Origin of the sequence: Comamonas thiooxydans, assembly GCF_002157685.2 — a bacterium.
Classification (GTDB): Bacteria; Pseudomonadota; Gammaproteobacteria; order Burkholderiales; family Burkholderiaceae_C; genus Comamonas; species Comamonas testosteroni_H.
Genome location: NZ_AP026738.1, coordinates 4,840,098 through 4,861,727, shown reverse-complemented (window position 1 = coordinate 4,861,727; position 21,630 = coordinate 4,840,098). Strand labels below are relative to the sequence as shown.

General features: G+C 62.8%; 17 protein-coding genes. 10 read left to right on the top strand and 7 right to left on the bottom strand.

The features are described 5' to 3' along the window. Positions 1 to 329: 329 nt before the first annotated feature. The 5 genes from CTR2_RS22625 to CTR2_RS22605 all read right to left on the bottom strand — a co-directional run bounded on the left by CTR2_RS22625 (position 330) and on the right by CTR2_RS22605 (position 6,932). Complete coding sequence (locus CTR2_RS22625) at positions 330 to 599, bottom strand: hypothetical protein (RefSeq protein WP_254913222.1); 270 nt, start codon at positions 597 to 599, stop codon at positions 330 to 332. Between the two features lie 184 nt (positions 600 to 783). Continuing rightward, positions 784 to 2,931, bottom strand: a complete 2,148-nt coding sequence (gene metG / locus CTR2_RS22620; protein WP_087080784.1) for a methionine--tRNA ligase — start codon at positions 2,929 to 2,931, stop codon at positions 784 to 786. 230 nt (positions 2,932 to 3,161) lie between these two features. Then, positions 3,162 to 4,907 carry a GGDEF domain-containing protein gene (locus CTR2_RS22615; RefSeq protein WP_087080786.1) on the bottom strand — a complete coding sequence of 582 codons (1,746 nt, stop codon included), beginning with the start codon at positions 4,905 to 4,907 and terminating at the stop codon, positions 3,162 to 3,164. A 75-nt stretch (positions 4,908 to 4,982) separates the two neighbouring features. Next, entirely contained in the window at positions 4,983 to 6,269 is a 1,287-nt protein-coding gene (locus CTR2_RS22610; protein WP_087080788.1) for a patatin-like phospholipase family protein, read from the bottom strand. 93 nt (positions 6,270 to 6,362) lie between these two features. Next, entirely contained in the window at positions 6,363 to 6,932 is a 570-nt protein-coding gene (locus CTR2_RS22605) for a restriction endonuclease (RefSeq protein WP_087080790.1), read from the bottom strand. A 123-nt stretch (positions 6,933 to 7,055) separates the two neighbouring features. On the opposite strand from CTR2_RS22605, the gene apbC reads away from it, so the two are divergent. From apbC to CTR2_RS22575, 6 genes are all read left to right on the top strand, one after another. Next, positions 7,056 to 8,147, top strand: a complete 1,092-nt coding sequence (gene apbC, locus CTR2_RS22600) for an iron-sulfur cluster carrier protein ApbC (RefSeq protein WP_034368879.1) — start codon at positions 7,056 to 7,058, stop codon at positions 8,145 to 8,147. Continuing rightward, positions 8,147 to 9,088, top strand: coding sequence for a LysR family transcriptional regulator (locus CTR2_RS22595; RefSeq protein ID WP_087080792.1), 942 nt, complete (start codon positions 8,147 to 8,149; stop codon positions 9,086 to 9,088). Before apbC ends, CTR2_RS22595 begins: the two co-directional genes overlap by 1 nt. A 113-nt stretch (positions 9,089 to 9,201) precedes the next feature. Further along, positions 9,202 to 11,346 carry a formate dehydrogenase subunit gamma gene (locus CTR2_RS22590; RefSeq protein WP_087080794.1) on the top strand — a complete coding sequence of 715 codons (2,145 nt, stop codon included), beginning with the start codon at positions 9,202 to 9,204 and terminating at the stop codon, positions 11,344 to 11,346. 10 nt (positions 11,347 to 11,356) lie between these two features. Then, the gene (fdhF, locus tag CTR2_RS22585) at positions 11,357 to 14,272 is read left to right on the top strand and encodes a formate dehydrogenase subunit alpha (protein ID WP_087080796.1); all 2,916 of its coding nucleotides are present in this window, start codon (positions 11,357 to 11,359) and stop codon (positions 14,270 to 14,272) included. Next, positions 14,272 to 14,511 carry a formate dehydrogenase subunit delta gene (locus CTR2_RS22580; protein ID WP_034377791.1) on the top strand — a complete coding sequence of 80 codons (240 nt, stop codon included), beginning with the start codon at positions 14,272 to 14,274 and terminating at the stop codon, positions 14,509 to 14,511. The genes fdhF and CTR2_RS22580 overlap by 1 nt, the downstream gene beginning before the upstream one ends. Before the next feature lie 128 nt (positions 14,512 to 14,639). Continuing rightward, the gene (locus CTR2_RS22575) at positions 14,640 to 15,566 is read left to right on the top strand and encodes a DMT family transporter (RefSeq protein WP_254913223.1); all 927 of its coding nucleotides are present in this window, start codon (positions 14,640 to 14,642) and stop codon (positions 15,564 to 15,566) included. A 113-nt stretch (positions 15,567 to 15,679) separates the two neighbouring features. Here the strand turns inward: CTR2_RS22575 and CTR2_RS22570 are convergent, their stop codons facing one another. Further along, positions 15,680 to 16,315, bottom strand: a complete 636-nt coding sequence (locus tag CTR2_RS22570; RefSeq protein ID WP_034355669.1) for a TetR/AcrR family transcriptional regulator — start codon at positions 16,313 to 16,315, stop codon at positions 15,680 to 15,682. Between the two features lie 228 nt (positions 16,316 to 16,543). Between CTR2_RS22570 and CTR2_RS22565 the strand changes: the two genes are divergently transcribed. The 4 genes from CTR2_RS22565 (at position 16,544) to hppD (ending at position 20,983) form a co-directional block, all read left to right on the top strand. After that, positions 16,544 to 17,869 (top strand): NAD(P)/FAD-dependent oxidoreductase, encoded by a 1,326-nt coding sequence (locus CTR2_RS22565; RefSeq protein WP_087080798.1) that lies wholly within the window; start codon positions 16,544 to 16,546, stop codon positions 17,867 to 17,869. 48 nt (positions 17,870 to 17,917) lie between these two features. Further along, entirely contained in the window at positions 17,918 to 19,318 is a 1,401-nt protein-coding gene (locus CTR2_RS22560) for an amino acid permease (RefSeq protein WP_087080800.1), read from the top strand. 155 nt (positions 19,319 to 19,473) lie between these two features. Continuing rightward, positions 19,474 to 19,854, top strand: coding sequence for a RidA family protein (locus CTR2_RS22555; protein ID WP_087080802.1), 381 nt, complete (start codon positions 19,474 to 19,476; stop codon positions 19,852 to 19,854). A 40-nt stretch (positions 19,855 to 19,894) separates the two neighbouring features. Continuing rightward, positions 19,895 to 20,983 carry a 4-hydroxyphenylpyruvate dioxygenase gene (gene hppD, locus CTR2_RS22550; protein WP_087080804.1) on the top strand — a complete coding sequence of 363 codons (1,089 nt, stop codon included), beginning with the start codon at positions 19,895 to 19,897 and terminating at the stop codon, positions 20,981 to 20,983. Positions 20,984 to 21,306: 323 nt separating this feature from the next. Here hppD and CTR2_RS22545 read toward each other — a convergent pair whose 3' ends face one another. Beyond that, positions 21,307 to 21,630, bottom strand: coding sequence for a hypothetical protein (locus CTR2_RS22545; protein ID WP_087080806.1), 324 nt, complete (start codon positions 21,628 to 21,630; stop codon positions 21,307 to 21,309).

The following is a 21,630-nucleotide window of genomic DNA, read 5'->3' as shown; positions in this document are numbered from 1 at the left end:
CGCATGGGGCCTCCCGTTGTCCCCACGCAAGGCCGCGTGGGGGATTTATGACCTCGATGCCTGAATGTGCGCGGCCTTTGTTATGTGTGGCGAATGTCGAGCATTCTTCTGGGCAGGGGCGGAGCAGGCAGAGCTGATGCAGTCGGATTCTAGAAAGCGGCCCCGTCCTGGCAAGCTCAATATCCCGGTGGTGTAACAGGAAGTTATTGGTTATTTAGTTATGCGCTGCGCTTGTGCTTGCGGGCGCGCACCGGGGCATGAAAAAACCGCATTGTGCTATTTAATATGTAGCGCAATACGGTTTTCTGTGAATGAATGCAGGTGGTTTGTCAGTATTGCGGCGGCAGTCCGTCAGAGGGCGTGGAAGGCGTGGTGTTGGCGGTCGTTGCCGGCATTTCTGCCGCTGCGGGAGCGGTGGCTGACGGATCGCGGTAGCGAATATTCACGCCGCTGGCATCGGGCGGGTCGTCATCCATCAAGGCGTCAGCTGCCTTGCCCACGCCCTTGCCCACGATCTTGGCTGTGCCGATAGCGGCATCGGCTGCCAGACCCACGGCCCCGGCCGTCACGCTGATGGCGGTGCCGGTGACGGCGATCACGGTGCAGCCCGGGAGCGCCAGGCATAAAAAAACTCCAGCCAGCCAGAAGCCGCAGGAGCTTGAGGAAGCACGCCCCCGCGAGGAAACACCGGGCAAGAGCCTAAGGCGGCCCCGCCGCCTCGCGGCGAAGGTGTCGTCCCCCCGGGGGGAAGGCGCCGAAGGCGACTCAGAGGGGATCATGGGATCAATGAATCCGCATGCCGGGCATGGCGCCAGGGAAGGGTTCCAGCACATAGATGCCGGGATGGGCCTTCTCGTCGGCGTGGCTGGCGGCCAGCACCATGCCTTCGGACAGGCCGAACTTCATCTTGCGCGGTGCCAGATTGGCCACCATCACCGTCAGCTTGCCCTGCAGCTGCTCGGGCTGGTACATGCTGCTGATGCCGCTGAACACATTGCGGGTCCTGGGTTGACCGTTCTCGTCCTTCTCGCCCACATCCAGCGTCAGCTGCAGCAGCTTGGTCGAGCCTTCCACCGCCCTGCATTCCAGGATCCTGGCGATGCGCAGATCGACCTTGGCAAAGTCGTCGATGCTGATGGTCTCGGCCAGCGGCTCGCCGCCGGGGGCATTGGGGTCGATCACGGGCTCGGCCTTCTTGGCGGCCTTTTTCTCGGCCTTGGCGGGTTCGGCGGCGGGGGCTGCCTGGCCCGCGGGCGCTTCGAACAGGGCTTCGAGCTGCTTGGGATCGACGCGTTGCATCAGATGCTGGTAGATGCCGATCTGGTGGCCCGCGCCCAGGGGCTTGACCACGTCGGCAAAGCTTTCGGGCGGCACGATGAGGAAGTTGGCGACTTCTGCGGCCACGCCGGGCAGGATGGGGCTCAGGTAGATGGTCAGGATGCGGAAGGCTTCGATGCAGGTCGTGCACACATCGTGCAGGCGGGCATCCATGCCTTCCTTCTTGGCCAGCTCCCAGGGCTTGTTGGCGTCCACATAGCTGTTGACCTTGTCGCACAGCAGCATGATCTCGCGCGCAGCACGGGCCGAGTCGCGGCCTTCGTAGGCGGCGACGATGGCGGCTTGCTGCTCGCGCAGCGCGGCCAGCAGGGTCTGGCCGTCTTCGCTGACCACGCCCAGCCTGCCGTCAAAGCGCTTGCTGATAAAGCCTGCGGCGCGCGAAGCGATGTTGACGTACTTGCCGATCAGGTCGGAGTTGACGCGCAGCATGAAGTCTTCGGGGTTGAAGTCGATGTCTTCGTTCTTGCCGTTGAGCTTGGCGCCCAGGTAGTAGCGCAGCCACTCGGGGTTCATCTTGAGCGACAGGTACTTGAGCGGATCGAGGCCGGTGCCGCGGCTCTTGCTCATCTTCTCGCCGTTGTTCACGGTCATGAAGCCATGCACGCAGATCCTGGTCGGCGTCTTGCGGCCGCTGAACTTCAGCATGGCAGGCCAGAACAGCGTGTGGAAGGTGATGATGTCCTTGCCGATGAAGTGGTACTGCTCCAGATCGGGGTCGGCCATGTATGCGTCGTAGTCTTCGCCGCGCTTGTTGAGTAGTTCCTTGAGCGACGCCAGATAGCCTACGGGCGCATCCAGCCAGACATAGAAGTACTTGCCCGGTGCATCGGGAATCTCGATACCGAAATAGGGCGCGTCGCGGCTGATGTCCCAGTCGTCCAGGCCTTCGCTGGTCGAGCCGTCGGGGTTGGTGCGCACGCCGAACCATTCCTTGATCTTGGCCGCCACTTCGGGCTGCACATGCTTGCCGTTCTGCGTCCACTCGGTCAGGAATTCCACGGCGCGCGGGTCGGAGAGCTTGAAGAAGAAATGCTCGGACGACTTCATCACCGGGGTGGCACCCGACAGGGCCGAGAACGGATTGATGAGGTCGGTGGGCGCGTAGACCGAGCTGCAGACTTCGCAGTTGTCGCCGTACTGGTCCTTGGCGTGGCAGCGCGGGCATTCGCCCTTGATGAAGCGGTCGGGCAGGAACATGTTCTTCTCGGGGTCGAAGAACTGCTCGATGGTGCGGGTTTCGATGAAGCCGGCCTTCTTCAGGTCCAGGTAGATCTGCTTGGACAGCTCGTGGTTTTCGGCGCTGTCGGTATTGCTCCAGTTGTCGAAGGCGATGTGGAAGCCGTCGAGGTACTGCTTGCGGCCGGCGGCGATGTCGGCCACGAACTGCTGGGGCGTCTTGCCGGCCTTTTCGGCGGCAATCATGATGGGCGCGCCGTGGGCGTCGTCGGCGCCCACGAAGTTGACCGCATTGCCCTGCATTCGCTGCGCACGCACCCAGGTGTCGGCCTGGATGTATTCCATGATGTGGCCGATGTGGAAGTTGCCGTTGGCGTACGGCAGGGCGGTGGTGACGAATAGTTTGCGTGCGGTCATGAGGAAACAGCTTTCACAGAGAACCCGTCATTCTAGAAGGGCTTGGCTCCAGGCTGCGGGCGCGGGTTTTGCGTCAGTGCCCGCCAGGTTCGTGCCGGAACGGCAGTTGCTTTGTTTTTTATAGCTTATTGCGCAGTATTTATATAGTTTTCAATATTAAAACTATAGAAATTTTATGAATATAAAGCGTCGGCAGCTTCAATATTGGAAGCGATAGCCTTCGGCTGCGCTCAGCCCGCCGAAGGCCTTTTGTTGCGATACATATCCTGGTCGGCCACCTTGAGCAGGCTTTGCGCATCCTGGGCATCTCTGGGATACAGGGCCTGCCCCACGGATGCGCCCACGGTCACGGCTTCGCCCTCGGGAATGCCTTGCAGCGTGCCCAGCGGCTGCTGCAGCGCATGCTCTATCTTCAGGCGCACGGCCTGTACCTGCTCCTCGTCGCTGACGCCGCGCAGGATGAGGATGAACTCGTCGCCGCCCAGGCGGGCAACGACATCGTCGGGGCGCAGCAGATTGCGCAGGCGCAGGCTGATCTCGGCCAGCGCCAGATCGCCGTTGTCATGGCCCCAGCGGTCATTGAGCGGCTTGAAACGGTCCAGGTCCACAAACAGCAGGGCAAATGGGGTGGCCATGTTCTGGCCGGGCAGGGGGCGGGTGAGAGTGGTCAGAATATGCTGCAGTGCGCTGCGGTTGCTGGCTCCGGTCAGTGGATCGGTAAACAGACTGTGGCGCATGCGGTGGAAATTGTGGGCCAGCTCGCCAATTTCATCGCGGCGCTGCACTTCGATAGGCGTGTCGATCTCGCCCTGGCCCACGCTGCGCACGGCGCGGGTCAGCGAACGCATATCGTTGGCCACGGCGCCGAAGATGCGGGTGCCGATGACGACGGCCACGACCAGGGCCAGCAAGCCCAGGCTGCCCACCAGGGCCATATGGCGATAGACGCCGGCCAGCATGTCCTTGTGCGGTACGGCCACCACGGCCATCCAGTCCTGACCGCCTCCATTGCTCAGGCGCCGGTAGGCAATGCGAATATGGTTGTGCCTGTCATCTTCGAGCAGGGCCGTGCCGGGGCCGTCGCTGGACAGCGAGGACTGGAAGGCGCCCTGGATCTTGTCGTACACCGCCTGGATCAGCGGGTCCTGGCTATTGGCGGCGCTCATGCGCTCCAGTTGGCCGTCTTCGCGCTGGTGGATGTTGGGCATGCCGGTGGCGGCGATCAGGGAGCCGCCGGCCTCGATGATGAAGGCTCGGCCATGTTCGCTCAGGTGCAGCTGGTTGACGAATTCGTTGAGTGCGCGCAGCGAAATATCAGTGGCAACCACACCCTCGAGACTGCCCTTGCTGGAAAGAATGCGGCGTGCGCGCGTGAGCACCAGGTCCTTGGCGCTGAAGTCGATATAGGCAGGAGTCCAGATCACATCGGCCGACTCCGCCGCAAGCTTGAACCAGGGGCGCTGGCGCGGCTCGAACAGATTGGTTTCGGTGGATTCGTAGATCGGCTCGGCATGCATGCTGGCGACCTTGAAGTAGCTGCGATGCTCGCCGGGCTGAGTCTTGAGGCGCAACTGACCCAGTTCTGGCGCCACTCGCTTGAGAGCAATGCCCTGGCCAGCGATATTGGCGTAGTAGACATAGTCGTTGGGCCGGGTATGCAGCGAGGTCGCCACCCACAGCCGGGAGATCAGGTCGGGAATATGTTCGCGGATATCGGCAGCTACGGGCTGGCCGCTGGGAAACGCAGCCTCCAGCACGGCGCTGGACGGGTGCAGGTGGCGATCCACGATCAGCGCGATACGCTCGGCTTTCTCTTCCATCACCTGCTCGGACAAGGCGGACACCGTGTTGCTGCCCGTCCAGTACCAGAGCATGCCCAGGGCAGATGTCAGCAGCGCAATCAGGGCAACAAAAGGCAGGATCAGCGAGAGCTTGAGCGATTTGGAAGCGCGGATGGGCTGTGGGGATGGAGTCACTAGACAGTTGTCGAAAAGATGATGGAGATCATGCAAAGTGTCTCACGCATCATTTGCCTGGCTGCTTTCACATTATTAACATTTGTTACATTCTTGAGGCCAACCCAGAAAGGCGCACAGCTCCTCACTTCGGGCCAGCGCGTCTTTGCGGCCCAGCGCTATCAGTTCACGGGTATAGCCTTGCTCAAACAGCAGGTAGCTGGCCAGCGCGCCATCGCGCATGGGGTTGCCCGTGCCGGCGCGCACGCCCAGCGTGGCCAGCAGGGTGCGCACCGGCAGCGGCAGCTTGTCGATGTGGCGCGTGGCAATATCGTCGATGCGCTCGCTGGGGGTGATGGCCAGTACCTCGATAGGGCGCAGCCGGCTGTGAATGCGCTCGGCCGGCGAAATCAGGCTCAGCGTGTGATTGATGCGTTCGGCACGCTCTATGTCCACAGCCAGCGTGTCCAGAAAAATGCTGGACAGCGCGTGCCCGGCCACCTGGGCCAGTGTGGGATAGCTGGCATCGACCTGCGGCTGGCTGCTCACAGGCTCGTGGCGTCTGCCCGCGCCGACGACCAGCAGTTTGCTGGCGCCCAGGTGAATCGCTGGTGCCAGGGGCGCAGTCTGGCGCATGGAGCCGTCGCCGAAATGCTCGAGATGTCCGTCCATGGGCAGCGGCATGGCTGGAAATATGAAGGGCAGGGCCGACGAGGCCAGCAGGTGATCGGCGGTCAGCAGGGTCTGCACGGCCTTGCGCTGGTCGCGTACCCAGGGGCTCAAGGCCTCGCGAGTCTGAAAGAAAGTGATGTGCTGACCGCTGCTGTAGCTGGATGCAGTAATGGCCAGGGCGTGCAGATGACCGCTGTCGATGAGTTGTGGAATGCGCTCGAAAGGCATGAGGCCGCTGTTCATCAGGGTTTTGAGTGGAGCGTTGTCCAGCAGCGAGCGTGGGCGCATGCGGCTCCAGCGGGCCAGCGCCCAGCCCAGCGACAACAGCGTCAGCCAGCGTGCACCGCTGCGCAGCACGCTGAGCGAGTCGGCCTTGTAGATTTGCTCGGTATGCATATGGCCCCAGACATGCAGCATGCGCCGCACTGCGCTGTCAAAGGCATCGGCATGGCAAGCCAGGGCTGCGACATTGATGGCGCCTGCCGATGTGCCTGCAAGCACTGGAAAGGGATTGGGGCCATGCTGCAGACCGCGAGCGCGGCGCAGCTCGGCGATGGCGGCCAGCACGCCGACCTGGTAGGCAGCCCGGGCGCCGCCGCCGCTGAGCAACAGGCCGGTCTGCCCGATGCTGGAGCTAGGGCCTATGGAGCTCTGCCGCTCTGCTTCGGCAAGACTGGGTGGGAGGGTGGGAGAGAACTGCACTGCCGCCATGGTTGCAGTGTGCCCGGATTGGGTCGCGGGCGGTAGGTGGGCCGGGCCATCGAACGGGCCGGCGGCGGCCCTGGTGACAGTCTGCGGCGGCCGTCAGCTCTTTTTCTGGTTCTTGGCAATCAGCGTGGCGATGGACTTGGCATCCAGCACGACCAATTGATTCTGCGCGGCCCAGCTGGCGGCATTTTCGCCCAGAGGCTGCAGAGCCACGTAGACGCAGAGATCGGCTTCCAGCTTGTGTTGTGCGGCCTGCAGCTCGCGCAGCGGCTCCACACCATGGGCGGCGGCTTTCCAGCGGCGCGCGCCGACCACGCTGGTCTGGCCGTTGCGTGTCAGCAGCAGATCGGCGCCGGCCTGGTTCAGGCGCTGAACCTCATAGCCTTCGGCTTGCCAGGCCGTCTGCAACTGTGCGCTGAAGTCGGCCCAGGACTGCTCGGCGATCACCTGCTGAATCTGCTCCAGCCTGGCCGGGCTGGGGGCCCGCAGCTGCTTGTAGCAGGCAATGCAGCCGACGACGAAGAACGGGAAGGCTCCCAGAGCGGCAAAAGGCGAAATGTCCTTGGGGAACACCGCCAGCGACACCAGCACCACCGCAGCGCAGATCGCAAAGCTGATCCACCAGCGTGAGCGCATCAGGACTGCAAACAGGGAATTTTCGGCCATCTTCAATTTCACGGGCGGTCTCTCAAATCTTGGGCAAAGGGCTGCATTGTCTCCTGTGCACAGGGGTTGGACAGCTTCGCTAGACTATCCCTCATTGAAGAAACCTCTGGAAAACTAAATCCAATGGCTGTTACAGAACAAGCGCTTCTGAGCGCGCTGGCCACCGTGCTTGATCCGCACACTGGCAAGGACTTTGTGAGCACGCGCGCCCTGCGCAATCTGCAGATTGCCGGTGACGACGTCTCGTTCGATGTGGAGATGGGCTATCCCGCCAGTAGTCTGCATCCTGCCCTGCGCAGCCAGTTCATCGCTGCGGCCAGGACTGTGGCGGGCGTGGGCAATGTCTCGGTCAACATCACCACCAAGGTGGCCTCGCATGCCGTGCAGCGTGGCGTGCAGTTGCTGCCCGGCGTGAAGAACATCATCGCCATCTCGTCCGGCAAGGGCGGCGTGGGCAAGAGCACGACCACCGCCAATCTGGCGCTGGCGCTGGCCGCCGAAGGTGCCCGCGTGGGCATTCTGGATGCCGACATCTACGGCCCCAGCCAGCCCATGATGATGGGTGTTTCGGGCAAGCCCGAAAGCCATGACGGCAAGACCATGGAGCCGCTGGAGAACCACGGCGTGCAGGTCATGTCCATCGGACTGCTGGTCAACAACGACCAGGCCATGATCTGGCGCGGCCCCATGGCCACCCAGGCACTGGAGCAGATGCTGCGCCAGACCAACTGGAAGGATCTGGACTATCTGCTGGTCGACATGCCGCCCGGAACCGGCGACATCCAGCTGACGCTGTCCCAGCGCGTGCCCATGACGGGTGCCGTGGTGGTGACCACGCCTCAGGACATCGCCCTGATCGATGCCAAGAAGGGCATTCAGATGTTCGAGAAGGTCGGCGTGCCGATTCTCGGCCTGGTCGAAAACATGGCCGCCCATGTCTGCACCAATTGCGGCCATGTCGAACATATCTTTGGCGCCGACGGCGGCAAGAAGATGGCCGGCGAGCAGAACATCGACTATCTGGGGGCGCTGCCCCTGTCGCTGCAGATCCGCCTGCAGGCCGACAGCGGCAAGCCCACGGTGGTGGCCGAGCCCGAGAGCGAAGCCGCCCAGGTCTACAAAAAGGTGGCGCGCGATCTGGCCGTGAAGGTGGCTCTCAAGGCCAAGGACTTCTCCAGCAAGTTCCCCACGATCACGGTTAGCAGCAATACCTGATGAACCTTCTGACCTCCATGCGTTATCTGGTGGCGCTCAATGAGCACCGCCATTTCGCAAGGGCGGCGCAGGCCTGTCATATCACGCAGCCTGCACTGTCCAACGCGCTCAAGGCGCTGGAGGACGAGTTCGGTGCCGTCATCGTGAGGCGCGGCCGGGTCTTCGGCGGACTGACCGCCGAAGGCGAGCAGGTGCTGGCCACGGCGCTGTCCATGCTCAGGGCCGAGGAGGTGCTACGGCAGGATCTGAGCGCTGCAGCCGGGCAGCTCAAAGGTCTGCTGCGCATGGCTGCCGTGCCTACGGCAATGCCCATGCTGACGCGCTTTGCCGCGCTGCTGCGGGCCCAGCACCCTGGCATCACGCCCATGGTGCTTTCCATGAGCTCGCTTGAGATAGAAACCGGGCTTGAAGACCTCACGCTGGACCTGGCCCTGGGCTACAGCGAAAGGCTGGAGTCGGGCAGCCGCACGGCGCGCAGCGCCCGCATCTCCGTCTGGCCGCAGTATCAGGAGCATTATTTCCTGCTCAGTCCTGCGGTTGAGGAGCAAAGCCAGAAGCCTGTGAAATGGTCTCAGGCAGCCAGGCTGCCGCTATGTCTTTTGACGCCGGACATGCATAACCGGCTGATTGTGGACCAGAGCTTCATGGCGGCCGGCTGCGAGGTCAGTGCGGCCATGGAAACCAATTCCGTGCTGAGCCTGATGCTGGCCGTGACCGAAGGCGGTCTGCACAGCGTGCTGCCTGGTGCGCTGGTGGCGACGCTGCCCGAGTCGGCCCGGATCTCGGTGCGTCCTCTGATTGCACCCAAGGTGCAGACGGCCATCGCTTTCCTGACCTCTTCGCAGGAGCAGGTGACCCGCGCGCAGCAGGCCGCGCTGGCGCTCATGCAGTCTCAGGTCTGGCGCCAGCAATGTGCCAGCTTTGCCGGAGCCGTACGCTGATTTGCAATTTGAATCGCGTCATCAATTCAAAGAATTTGACCTGAGATACGGCCGGGGCTGAAATACGGCATGAGACAAAGGGCGCTGGTGCGCCCTCATAACAAGGTCGCCCCATGCCCTATCACCCTATTGCGCAGCCGCAGGAGTCTGCGCCGCTGCTCAGCCCCGAACAGCAGGACGCCCTGACGCACTGTCTGGCCCGCTTTGGCCAGGAACCCGGTGGTTTGCTGCCGTTGCTGCATTCCCTGCAGGACAGGCTGGGCTTCATCCCGCGTGCTGCCGTGCCAGTCATTGCCGAGGCTCTGAATCTTTCGCGTGCCGAGGTCCATGGTGTTGTCAGCTATTACCCGCATTTGCGCGAGCAGCCGCATGGCAGGACGCTGATCCAGATCTGCCGGGCCGAAGCCTGCAAGTCGCGTGGCGGCGATGCACTGTTCGCCCATGCGCAAGAGACACTGGGTTGCCAGGCCCATGGCACGAGTGCCGATGGCAGCGTGACGCTGGAGCCTGTTTACTGCCTGGGGCTGTGCGCCCAGTCGCCGGCCGTGATGGTCGACGAGAGCGAAGTCCATGCACGGATGACTGCGGACCGGCTCGACGCCTTGCTGGAAGAAATACAGCAAAATCAGCTTGAAACCAATTCAGATAAAGCGCAGGCAGCTATCGAAAATGAAGCTGTCGATGCGGTGCGCATCTATGTGCCGCGCGATGCCGCTGCCCTGGCCGTGGGCGCGGATGCGGTGGCCCAGGCGCTGCAGCGCGGGTGCGCGGCGCGAGGCCTGACGGTGGAGTTGGTGCGCAACGGCTCGCGCGGCTTGCTGTGGCTGGAGACCCTGGTCGAGGTCGAGACTGCACAGGGCCGTGTGGCCTACGGCCCGGTCCAGGCGGCTGATGTGCCGGGTCTGCTGGATGCCGGCATGCTGCAGGGACGGCCCCATGCGCTATGCCATGGGCTGACCGAGCAGATGCCTTATCTGGCACGGCAGGAACGTCTGACTTTTGCACGCGTGGGCATCGTCGATCCGCTGAGTCTGCGGGACTACGAGGCCCATGGCGGCTGGCAAGGCCTCAGGGCCGCTGCGGCCATGGCGCCCGAAGCCATCGTCCAGCAGGTGCTGGACTCCGGCCTGCGCGGTCGCGGCGGGGCGGCATTTCCCGCAGGGATCAAATGGAAGACCGTTGCGGCTGCAGAAAGTGCGGGAACAGTGCCGCAGAAATACATTGCCTGCAATGCCGACGAAGGCGATTCGGGCACGTTCGCCGACCGTCTGCTGATGGAGGGCGACCCGTTCTGCCTGATCGAAGGCATGGCGATCGCAAGTCTGGCCGTGGGAGCGACTCAGGGCTACATCTATGTGCGCAGCGAGTATCCGCACTCGATTGCGGTGCTGAACGAGGCGATTGCACGTGCCAGTGCCGCGGGCTGGCTGGGCGGCAATGTGGCCGGCAGCGGCAAGGCGTTCTATCTGCAGGTGCGCAAGGGCGCGGGCAGCTATGTCTGCGGCGAAGAGACCGCCATGCTGGAGAGCATCGAAGGCAAGCGCGGCATTGTGCGCGCCAAGCCGCCGCTGCCCGCGATCGAAGGCCTGTTCGGCAAGCCCACGGTCATCAACAATGTGATCACGCTGGCGACCGTGCCCATCATCCTTGCCAGGGGCGCGGCCTTCTATCAGGGCTATGGCATGGGCCGCTCGCGCGGCACACTGCCGTTCCAGCTGGCAGGCAATATTGCGCAAGGCGGACTGGTGGAAAAAGCCTTCGGCCTCACGCTGCGCGAGCTGGTGCAGGACTTTGGCGGCGGTACGGCCAGCGGCCGCCCCGTCAAGGCCATTCAGGTGGGCGGCCCGCTGGGCAGCTATGTGGCGCCCGAGGACTGGGATGATCCGCTGGACTATGAGGCCTATGCCGGCAAGGGCAATGTGGTCGGCCATGGCGGTCTGGTCGTGCATGACGATCGGGCCGATATGGCGCAGCTGGCGCGCTATGCCATGGAGTTCTGCGCCATCGAGTCCTGCGGCAAGTGCACGCCCTGCCGCATCGGCTCCACGCGGGGAGTGGAGGTGATAGACCGCATCACGCGTCAAGGCGGCGCCGAGCATGCGGCCAATGTGGCGCTGCTCGAGAGCCTGTGCGACACCATGCAGCACGGCAGCCTGTGCGCCATGGGCGGCATGACCCCCTATCCGGTGCGCTCTGCGCTGCAGCACTATCCGGCCGATTTCGGTATCGAGCCCGTGCAGACCGTGAACCCCGCCTGAGGAGAGAGCCATGCTGGAACATCTGAAGAACACCGATTGCGGAACGCCTGCCAGCCTGTCCGAGGAACTGGTCACACTGCATATCGACGGCCGCGAGGTCACCGTGCCCAAGGGCACATCGCTGATGCGCGCCGCCGTCGATGGCGGCATCAAGGTGCCCAAGCTCTGCGCCACGGATTCGTTGGAACCCTTTGGTTCCTGCCGGCTGTGCCTGGTGCAGATCGAGGGGCGCAAGGGCTTTCCCGCGTCCTGCACCACGCCTGCCGAAGCAGGCATGAACGTGCGCACCCAGAGCCCGCAGCTGCAGGAGCTGCGCAAGGGCGTGATGGAACTCTATATCTCCGACCACCCGCTCGATTGCCTGACCTGCTCGTCCAACGGCGACTGCGAGCTGCAGGACATGGCCGGAGTGGTCGGCCTGCGCGAGGTGCGCTATGGCATGGATGGAGCCAACCACTTCAAGGGCGAGGCCAGGGCCGAGGTTGATACCTCCAACCCGTATTTCAACTACGACCCCAGCAAGTGCATTGTCTGCAATCGCTGCGTGCGCGCCTGCGAGGAAACGCAGGGCACGTTTGCTCTGACGATCAGCGGACGCGGTTTCGAGTCGCGCATCACGGCAGGCCAGGGCGATGGCTTCATGGCCAGCGACTGCGTGAGCTGCGGCGCCTGTGTGCAGGCCTGCCCCACGGCCACTTTGCAGGAAAAGACCGTGGTCGAGCTGGGCCAGAGCGAGCACAGTGAGATCACCACCTGTGCGTACTGCGGCGTGGGCTGCGGCTTCAAGGCCGAGATGAAGGGCGAGCAGGTGGTGCGCATGGTGCCCTGGAAGGACGGCAAGGCCAACGAAGGCCATGCCTGCGTCAAGGGGCGTTTTGCCTGGGGCTATGCCACGCACAAGGACCGCATCACCCAACCCATGATCCGTGCAAAGATCACCGACCCCTGGCGCGAAGTGAGCTGGGAGGAGGCGATAGCCCATGCGGCGAGCGAATTCCGCCGCATCCAGGCCAAGCACGGCAGGGACTCGATTGGCGGCATCACCTCGTCGCGCTGCACCAACGAGGAAACCTATCTGGTGCAAAAGCTGATCCGCGCGGCCTTCGGCAACAACAATGTCGATACCTGCGCGCGCGTCTGTCACTCGCCCACGGGCTATGGTCTGGGCCAGACCTATGGCACCTCGGCCGGCACGCAGACCTTCAAGTCGGTCGAGCACTCCGATGTGATCATGGTGATCGGCGCCAATCCCACGGCCGCGCACCCGGTGTTCGGCTCGCGCATGAAAAAGCGCCTGCGTGGCGACGCTCGGCGTGCCGGCGCCGGCCTGATCGTGATCGACCCGCGCGAGATCGAACTCGTCAGCTCGCCCCATGTCAAGGCCGACTACCACCTGCAGCTGAAGCCCGGCACCAATGTGGCCATGATCACGGCGCTGGCCCATGTGATCGTCACCGAGGGCTGGCTGGCCGATGCCTATATTGACGAGCGCTGCGACGCCAAGTCCTTTGCGCAATGGAAGGAGTTCGTCGCCAGGCCGGAGAACTCGCCCGAGGCCACGGCCGACATCACCGGCGTGGCTCCCGAGCTGGTGCGCGGCGCGGCGCGGCTGTATGCGCGAGGGGCGATGGATCATCCCGCAGGCAGGCAGGTCAACTCGGCCATCTACTACGGCCTGGGCGTGACCGAACATGCGCAGGGCTCGACCATGGTCATGGGCATTGCCAATCTGGCCATGGCCACGGGCAATGTGGGTCGCGAAGGCGTGGGCGTCAATCCCTTGCGCGGGCAGAACAATGTCCAGGGCTCCTGCGACATGGGCAGCTTTCCGCACGAGCTGCCGGGCTATCGCCATATCTCGGACAGCATCACCAGAGCCGAGTTTGAAGGCGCCTGGGGCGTGAAGCTCAGTCCCGAGCCGGGCTTGCGCATTCCCAATATGTTCGAGGCCGCGCTGGAAGGCAGCTTCATGGGCCTGTACTGCGAGGGCGAGGACATCGTGCAGTCCGACCCCAACACCCAGCATGTGACGGCAGCGCTGTCGGCCATGGAGTGCGTGGTGGTGCAGGACATCTTCCTCAACGAAACCGCCAAGTACGCCCACGTGTTCCTGCCCGGATCGTCCTTCATGGAAAAGGACGGCACGTTCACCAATGCCGAGCGCCGCATCTCGCGCGTGACCCAGCTCATGCAGCCGCTGGCTGGCTATGCCGACTGGGAAGTGACGCAACTGCTGTCCAAGGCGCTGGGCTACCCCATGAACTACGCCCATCCGCGCGAGATCATGGCCGAGATCGCGGCCCTGACTCCGACTTTCGCGGGCGTGAGCTACGAGAAGATAGAGCGGCTGGGCAGCGTGCAGTGGCCCTGCAACGAGGGCACCGAAGAGGCGGGCACGGCCATCATGCACCAGGATAGATTCGTGCGTGGCAAGGGCCGCTTCATCATCACCCAGTACGTGGCCACCGATGAAAAAGTCACGCAGCGCTTTCCGCTGCTGCTGACCACGGGGCGCATTCTCTCGCAGTACAACGTGGGCGCGCAGACGCGGCGCACGGCCAACAGCCAGTGGCATGGCGAGGACAGGCTGGAGATTCATCCGCATGACGCACAGGACCGTGGCATCCGCGATGGCGACTGGGTGGGCATTGAAAGCCGCTCCGGCCAGACGGTTTTGCGCGCCACGGTGACAGAGCGCATACAGCCCGGCGTGGTCTACACCACCTTCCATTTCCCCGAGTCGGGCGCGAATGTGATCACCACCGACAGTTCGGACTGGGCCACCAACTGCCCAGAGTACAAGGTGACGGCCGTGCAGGTATTGCCCGTGGCGCAGCCTTCAAGCTGGCAGCAGGGCTACAGGCGTTTCAACGACCAGCAGCTCGGTCATCTGGCTGCAGCTCAGCTGGAGATGGGAAGTCAGTGATGGATGTGAACAACCTGATCCGCATGGCCAATCGCATAGCCGAGTTCTTTGAGGCCATGCCAGAGCATGACGAGGCGCTGGATGGTGTGGCCCAGCATATTCAGAAGTTCTGGGAGCCGCGGATGCGGCTTCGCATCCTGGCGGCTTTGAATGAGCCTTCCGAGGCTGCGCAGCTGCGGCCTCTGGTGCGCGATGCGTTGCACAAGCATGCCGCGCTGCTGAGGCCTGTGCAGGCATAGCGCAGTGCGCCAGACGGTAGCGGCATGCACCCATCCGGAATGTGTTGCGGGTATATTGGGTCTTCAGATCCCTGATCTGAGCCGCTGCCCGCGATCGAATGGCCGCGGTTTTTTTGTTGGCTATCTTCATGACTTCCGAATCCGTCAAGAGCTCTTTGATGAGCGCACATCTGCGTCTTCTGGGCATGGCCCTGATGTGGGGCGCTTCCTGGCCGGCAGGCCGCATTCTGGCGCTCAATATGCCGCCGCTGGCGGCATCGGCGCTGCGCTTTTTGCTGGCTGCGACCCTGTTGCTGCCCTGGCTGTATTTCTCGGGCGGGCTGGGTGCTCTCAGGCACTGGCCTGTCAAAACCTGGCTGGGCATGTTTGCCGCAGGCGCGACCGGGGTGTTTGGCTACGCCAGTTTTTTCCTCACAGGTCTGCAGCATCTGCCTGCGGGCAAGGCGGCGTTGCTCATTACGCTCAATCCGGTGGTCACGCTGGCGTTTGCGGTGTGGCTTTTCAAGGAGCGCATCAACGCCACCATTGCCCTGGGCATGTTGCTGGCGGCCTGCGGTGCCGTGGTGGTCATCTCGCATGGCGATCCCATGCAATTGCTCAACGGAACGGTGGGAGCGGGCGAGATGCTGATTCTGGGCTGCGTGGCCTGCTGGGTTTGCTACACACTGATTGGCCGCGCCATGCTGGCAGGCGTGGATGCGCTGGCTGCGACCACGGTGACTTCCATTTTCGGCGCCTTGCTGCTTCTGGCCACCAGCCTGGTGCTGGAAGGCCCGCAGGGGCTGGTTTCGGCATTTCAGGCCAGCGGCACTGCCTGGACTGCCATGGTCTTCATGGCCTATGGATCCACGGCCCTGGCCTATGCCTGGTACTTCGCGGGCGTCAAATCGCTGGGCGCAGGTGCGGCCTCAGGCTATATCACGCTGGTGCCGGTGATCGGTGTGCTGCTTTCGGCCCTGCTGCTGGGCGAGAGCATTGAAGGCTCCATGGTGCTCGGCGGCGCCATGGCGGTGCTGGGTACAGCCGTGATGAACTGGGGGCGTCGGTCAAGCTGAGGTTGGCTCCCATATTTGATAGCATAAAGCGCTTGTAAATAAAGCATTTCAAGCCGATATTTCTAATATGGGCCTGGCTTGTTCAGGGGGTGAAAGTCGCTGCTGCCTGCGGCTCAAGCCTGGTTGATCGTGCCTGCGTTCACGATCATCTGGGAGATCACCTCCAACTGATGCTCGGCTGCTGCATCGTCGATCTCGAACAGGCGCATGACGGCCAGGCCTCGCAGCGCAGCAAACACCACAGATGCAAAGTGGCTGGGCTGAGGATGGCGCTCGGCGATTTCCGGGAAAACCTTCACGAAGTGCTCGAAGGAGGCGGGGTCATGCTGGGAGCGGTGCGCGTTGATGCGCTCGAATAGCGGTGTGCTCTTGCAGCCGAAAAACATGCTCCAGGTCGCCACATAGCTGGGTTGGGCATAGACGCTTTGCCAGGCCCTGCGCACGAATTCGCGAGCGCGCGGCTCCAGCGGCAGTTGCGCGGCATCCTCGGGCCAGCCTGCGCCCGCAGCCGCCAGCGGCGCCATGATTTCATCGACCACCTGCTCCATCAGCGCCTGGCGACTGCCGAATTGGTGCTGCACCGCCCCCAGCGTGACTTTGGCGCCACGCGCAATTTCCTGCAGATTGGTCTGCTGAAACCCAACCTTCTGTAGCAGCCGTATGGCGGATTTGATGATCTTGCGCTGGGTGGTCTGACTGCGTTCTGCCTGGGTACGGCGGGGGGCGGTTTTGCTTCCTGTTTGATTCATGGGCTGCGTGTGTGATTCATAAGGCGTCGATGACGCACCACACCAGATGCTACACGCTCCGGCACTGATGGCTGGATGGGCCTGCCTGGGTAATTCCACCTTCGGGTAATCCATGATAAATAAAGATTAAACGTTTAATGTTTTATGTTTTAGACTCCGCCTCCATTGTTGTTCATCAGCGACCTTGGAGAGCGAGTCAGCTTCCGAGGGCTCTTATTGGAAACCGCCATGTCACGCTCTGTTTACCGCCTTCCCGCCGACGACCGCACCAATGGATGGAGCGCGCTGCTGGGAACTCGCCAGCCGAAGGCGCAGCTGCAGGGCGATGTGGCGGTGGACTGGGTCATCGTGGGCGCCGGCTATGCGGGGCTAGCGGCAGCACGCCAGCTGGCACAACAGCAACCTGATGCTTCCATCGCTGTGGTGGATGCGGGCGTGGTGGGGGAGAACGCCTCGGGCCGCAACTCGGGCTTCGCGATTGATCTGCCGCACAGCTCGGCGCCATCGGACGCCGCCGTGGAGGCGGGCCGCCGCGTGATCCGCGTCAACCGCTTTGCCGTGGATGCCCTGGAGCGGGCAGTGACTGAGCACAGCATCTCCTGTGGCTGGCAAAAGCGCGGCCGCTACCACGTGGCAGTGACGGAGGAGGTGGCGCAGAAGTCGCTCAAGCCCTATGCACGCAATCTGGATGCCTGGCAGGAGCCCCATGAATACCTGGACCGTGATGCGCTGCGCCAGCGCATAGGCTCCGATTACTACGCGGCAGCGGTCTACACGCCGGGCACCCGCCTCATGAATCCCGCGGCGCTGGTGCGTGGTCTGGCCGACAGCCTGCCGTCCCAGGTGCAACTGTTCGAGAACTCGCCGGTCATCGAGGCGAAGCTCGAAGGTGCGGCTCCCTTTGTCCGTACGGCCCAGGGCAGCATCCGTGCGCGCAAGGCCATTTTGGCCGTCAATGCGTTCTCGCAGTCATTCGGCGTCTACCAGGAGCGCCAGGTACCGATTCTGCTGTTCGCCAGCCTCACTCACCCGCTCAGCGATGCCCAGATCGCCCAGCTGGGAACGGATGCCGCCTGGGGGGTGACGCCCGCGCATGGTGTGGCGGGTTCCACGGTACGCCTGACGCACGACCGGCGGCTGATGATCCGCCAGGGGTTCGAGTATTCACCCAGCCTGCGCACCACTGACGGGCGCCGCGCTAAGGCCAGAGCCATGAACCAGGCGCTGTTGCGCCGCCGCTTTCCACAACTCGGGGCCATCGAGCTCGAGCATTTCTGGATGGGCTGGCTGGCGGTCTCGCACAACCATGCGCCCGCCTTTGGCCGGATTGGCGACAACGCCTGGGCAGCGTCCTGCTGCAACGGCTCGGGCATCGTGCGCCACACCGCTGCCGGCATGCTGATCGCCGACCTGGCGCTGGGCCGCAAGAACCCGCTGATCGACGACTTCCTCGTCGAGGGCACTGCCAACTACATCCCGCCGCGCCCGCTGCGCGATGTCGGCGTGGGACTCACGCTGGCATGGGATATGTGGCGTGGCCGGGCCGAGCAGTAAGCGCTTTTCGGATTCGCATAGGTAGATATAGATAACAGGAGACAAACCATGCATACCCCTTCTCCCAACGGGCACCTGGAGCGCAAGCTCAAGAACCGCCATATCCAGCTGATTGCGCTGGGCGGCACCATAGGCACCGGGCTGTTTCTGGGCTCGGCCGGCATCATCGAGCTGGCCGGCCCTGGCGTGTTGCTGGGCTATACCATCGGCGGCCTGCTGATCTTCTTCATCATGCGTTTCTTGGGCGAGATGCTGGTCGAGGAGCCCTCTGCCGGTTCGTTCAGCTATTTCGCCAACCGATACGTGGGGCGCTTTGCCGGTTTCCTGTCGGGCTGGAACTGCGTGGCCCTCTATGTGCTGGTGGGCATGCTGGAGCTGACCGCCGTGGGCAAGTTCATCCAGTTCTGGTGGCCCGATATCCCGGTCTGGGTGACGGCCGCCGTTTGCTTTGTGCTTATCAACGGCGTGAACTTCATCAACGTCAAGGCCTATGGCGAGTTTGAGTTCTGGTTCGCGCTGATCAAGATCGTGGCCGTGGTGGCGATGATCGCCACGGGCATCTACCTGCTGTCCACCACGCACAACCCCACGCAGACGATCAGCAACCTGTGGACGCATGGTGGCTTCCTGCCGAACGGCTTCAAGGGTCTGTTCATGGCCTTTGCCTTCATCATGTTCGCTTTCGGTGGCGTGGAAATGCTGGGCTTTGCCGCCGCAGAAACCGAAGAGCCGCGCAAGGTCATCCCAAAGGCGATCAATCAGCTCATGGTGCGTGTGCTGCTGTTCTATGTGGGCTCGATGGCCGTGCTGCTGTCGCTGACGCCCTGGACCGATCTAGTGGCTCAGCTCAAGGCCGGTGGCGGTACCTACAGCAGCAGCCCCTTTGTGCTGGTGTTCTCGGGAATGGGCGAACACCTGGCCGCGCATATGCTGAATTTCGTGATCCTCACGGCCACGTTGTCGGTCTACAACAGCATGGTCTACAGCTCCAGCCGTCTGCTGTACGGCATGGCCCAGGAAGGCAACGCCCCCAAGTCGCTGGCCGAAGTCAACAAGCGCGGCGTGCCCGTGAAGGCCATCGTCTACCCCGGCATCGTCACTGCCTTCTGCGTGGTGCTGAACTATGTGGCGCCTGCCGGCGTGATCGAGCTGCTGATCTCGTTGATCACGGCTGCGCTGGTGATCATCTGGACCATCATCATCATTTCGCACCTGAACTACCGCAAGCTACATGATGCCAAGAACACGCCGCGCAGCTTCAAGGCACCGCTGTTCCCGCTGACCAACTACATCTGTCTGGCGGCCATGGTGCTGGTGGTGGTCGTGATGCTGCTCACTCCCGGAGTACGTGCCTCTGCCTATGCCATTCCGGTGTGGGTACTGGCGGTCTATGCCATGTACCGCATGGTTTTTCGCCAGCCCGCTCGGCTGGTGCAGACTGCGGTTTGATTGAAAGAGGACTTACGCAAACAAGGAGGCGCCAGGACTGTTTTTTTGAGGAAAAAGCTCTTGTCCGAACCTGATTTTCGTAAGTCGTGTGAATGTGGGCTTGCGCAGACTTTGCGTCAGCCTGTTGTAACCACCTGAACCTTGAGAGCACTGCGATGAACTCCACTGCAACCTTTTATCCCGCGCCCGGCGGCATGCCCTTCTCTTCCGCAGTCCGCGCAGGCGGCCTTCTGATGCTGTCGGGGCAGATCCCCTTCGGCGAGGACAAGCGCCCGCTCACCGGCCCCATCGAAGAGCAGACGCATGCCGTGCTCAAGGCCATCGCGGCGCGGCTGGAGGCAGTGGGCAGCTCTCTGGACGACGTGGTGAAGGCCAATATCTGGCTCAGCGACCTGGCTCATTTCGATGCTTTCAACAAGGTCTATGCCAGCTATTTCAAGGAAGGCCGTTACCCGGTGCGCAGCCTGGTGCAGGCCCAGCTGGTTTTTGGCGTTGGCGTTGAGATCGAAGTCCAGGCACTGGATAAAACCGACTGATCGCGCCATCATCAATTTCATTTTTTCAGGAAACCACCTCATGACCGATTTGTTCGAAAACCCCATGGGCCTGTGCGGCTTTGAGTTCGTCGAGTTCGCCTCGCCTGCAGACGGCGTGCTGGAGCCGCTGTTCGAGAAGCTGGGCTTCACGCTGGTGGCCAAGCATCGCTCCAAGGACGTGGTGCTGTATCGCCAGGGCGGCATCAATTTCATCATCAACCGCGAGCCCAAGAGTCAGGCAGCCTATTTCACGGCCGAGCACGGTCCCAGTGCCTGCGGCCTGGCCTTCCGCGTCAAGGATGCGCACAAGGCCTACAAGCGCGCGCTGGAACTGGGCGCCCAGCCCGTGGACATTCCCACCGGCCCCATGGAACTGCGCCTGCCAGCCATCAAGGGCATCGGTGGTGCGCCGCTGTACCTGATCGACCGCTACGAAGACGGCAAGTCCATCTACGACATCGACTTCGAGTTTCTGCCCGGTGTGGACCGCAATCCCAAGGGCCACGGTTTCCAGGTCGTCGATCACCTCACACATAACGTCTATCGCGGCCGCATGGCCTACTGGGCCGACTTCTACAACAAGCTGTTCAACTTCCAGGAGATCCGCTACTTTGACATCCAGGGCGAGTACACGGGCCTGACCTCCAAGGCCATGACTGCGCCTGACGGCCTGATCCGCATTCCTCTGAACGAAGAAGCCAAGCAGGGCGGTGGCCAGATCGAGGAATTCCTGATGAAGTTCAACGGCGAGGGCATACAGCACATCGCGCTGTTGTGCGAAGACCTGCCCACGGCCATCGACAGCCTGCAGATGGCCGGCATTCCGCTGCTGACTGCGCCCAACGACATCTATTACGAGAACCTCGCCAAGCGCCTACCCGGCCACGGCCAGCCCGTGGGCGAGCTGCAGTCGCGTGGCATCTTGCTGGATGGCACCACCGAAGGCGGCCAGCCACGCCTGCTGTTGCAGATCTTCTCCGAGCCGCTGTTGGGCCCCGTGTTCTTCGAGTTCATCGAGCGCAAGGGCAACTACCGCGAAGGCTTCGGCGAGGGCAATTTCAAGGCGCTGTTCGAGTCCATGGAACGCGACCAGATCAACCGCGGCGTGCTCGAAACCGCCAAGGAGTGAGCACCACGAAGATCGACCGCTCCATCACATGCCTACCTCCGAAGGCTTGCGCGCGGGCAGTACCCGGTACCCGGTAGCCGGCATGGGCGTCGGCACTGCTGCCACGGTCTGCCGTGGTGCTGGGCCAGCCTTGCGTGGTGGGTGACTACACCGACTTCTATGTAGATGTGTGGAGCATCTTTTTCCGACATGCCATGAGCTCACGAAATGGCGAACGTGCGTCTTCATGGCCTGATATTTTCCGGGCGCTACGGTGCAGGGCTTCTGCGGCCGTCATGAACTGGCGGTGGGTGCGTCGTAGCCTGAGCGCTTCAGCGGCTTGCTCAAAGCGGGTCGTAACGTGCGTTCCTGGTGTTGAACCAGCGCAGTTCCTGCTTGCCCAGGCTTTGCAGATGCTCCCGCGCCTGCTGGACAAGAGGGTTTTTCAGATCCTTGGGCTGCAGCGGGCGTGACTTTCCAGCTTCTTCCAGTCGCAGCACGTTGGCCTGCGCGCTGGTGTCGCTGTAGCTGCGCACCACCAGGCTCAGATTGCCCAGCCTGAAGCGGTAGATGTCGTATTCGTAGTAGTACTCGTAAAAGCCCTCGGCATCTGGCTCACTGGCGTCGATATGGTGGCTGCACTCCACCCGCATGATGTCCGTATTCAT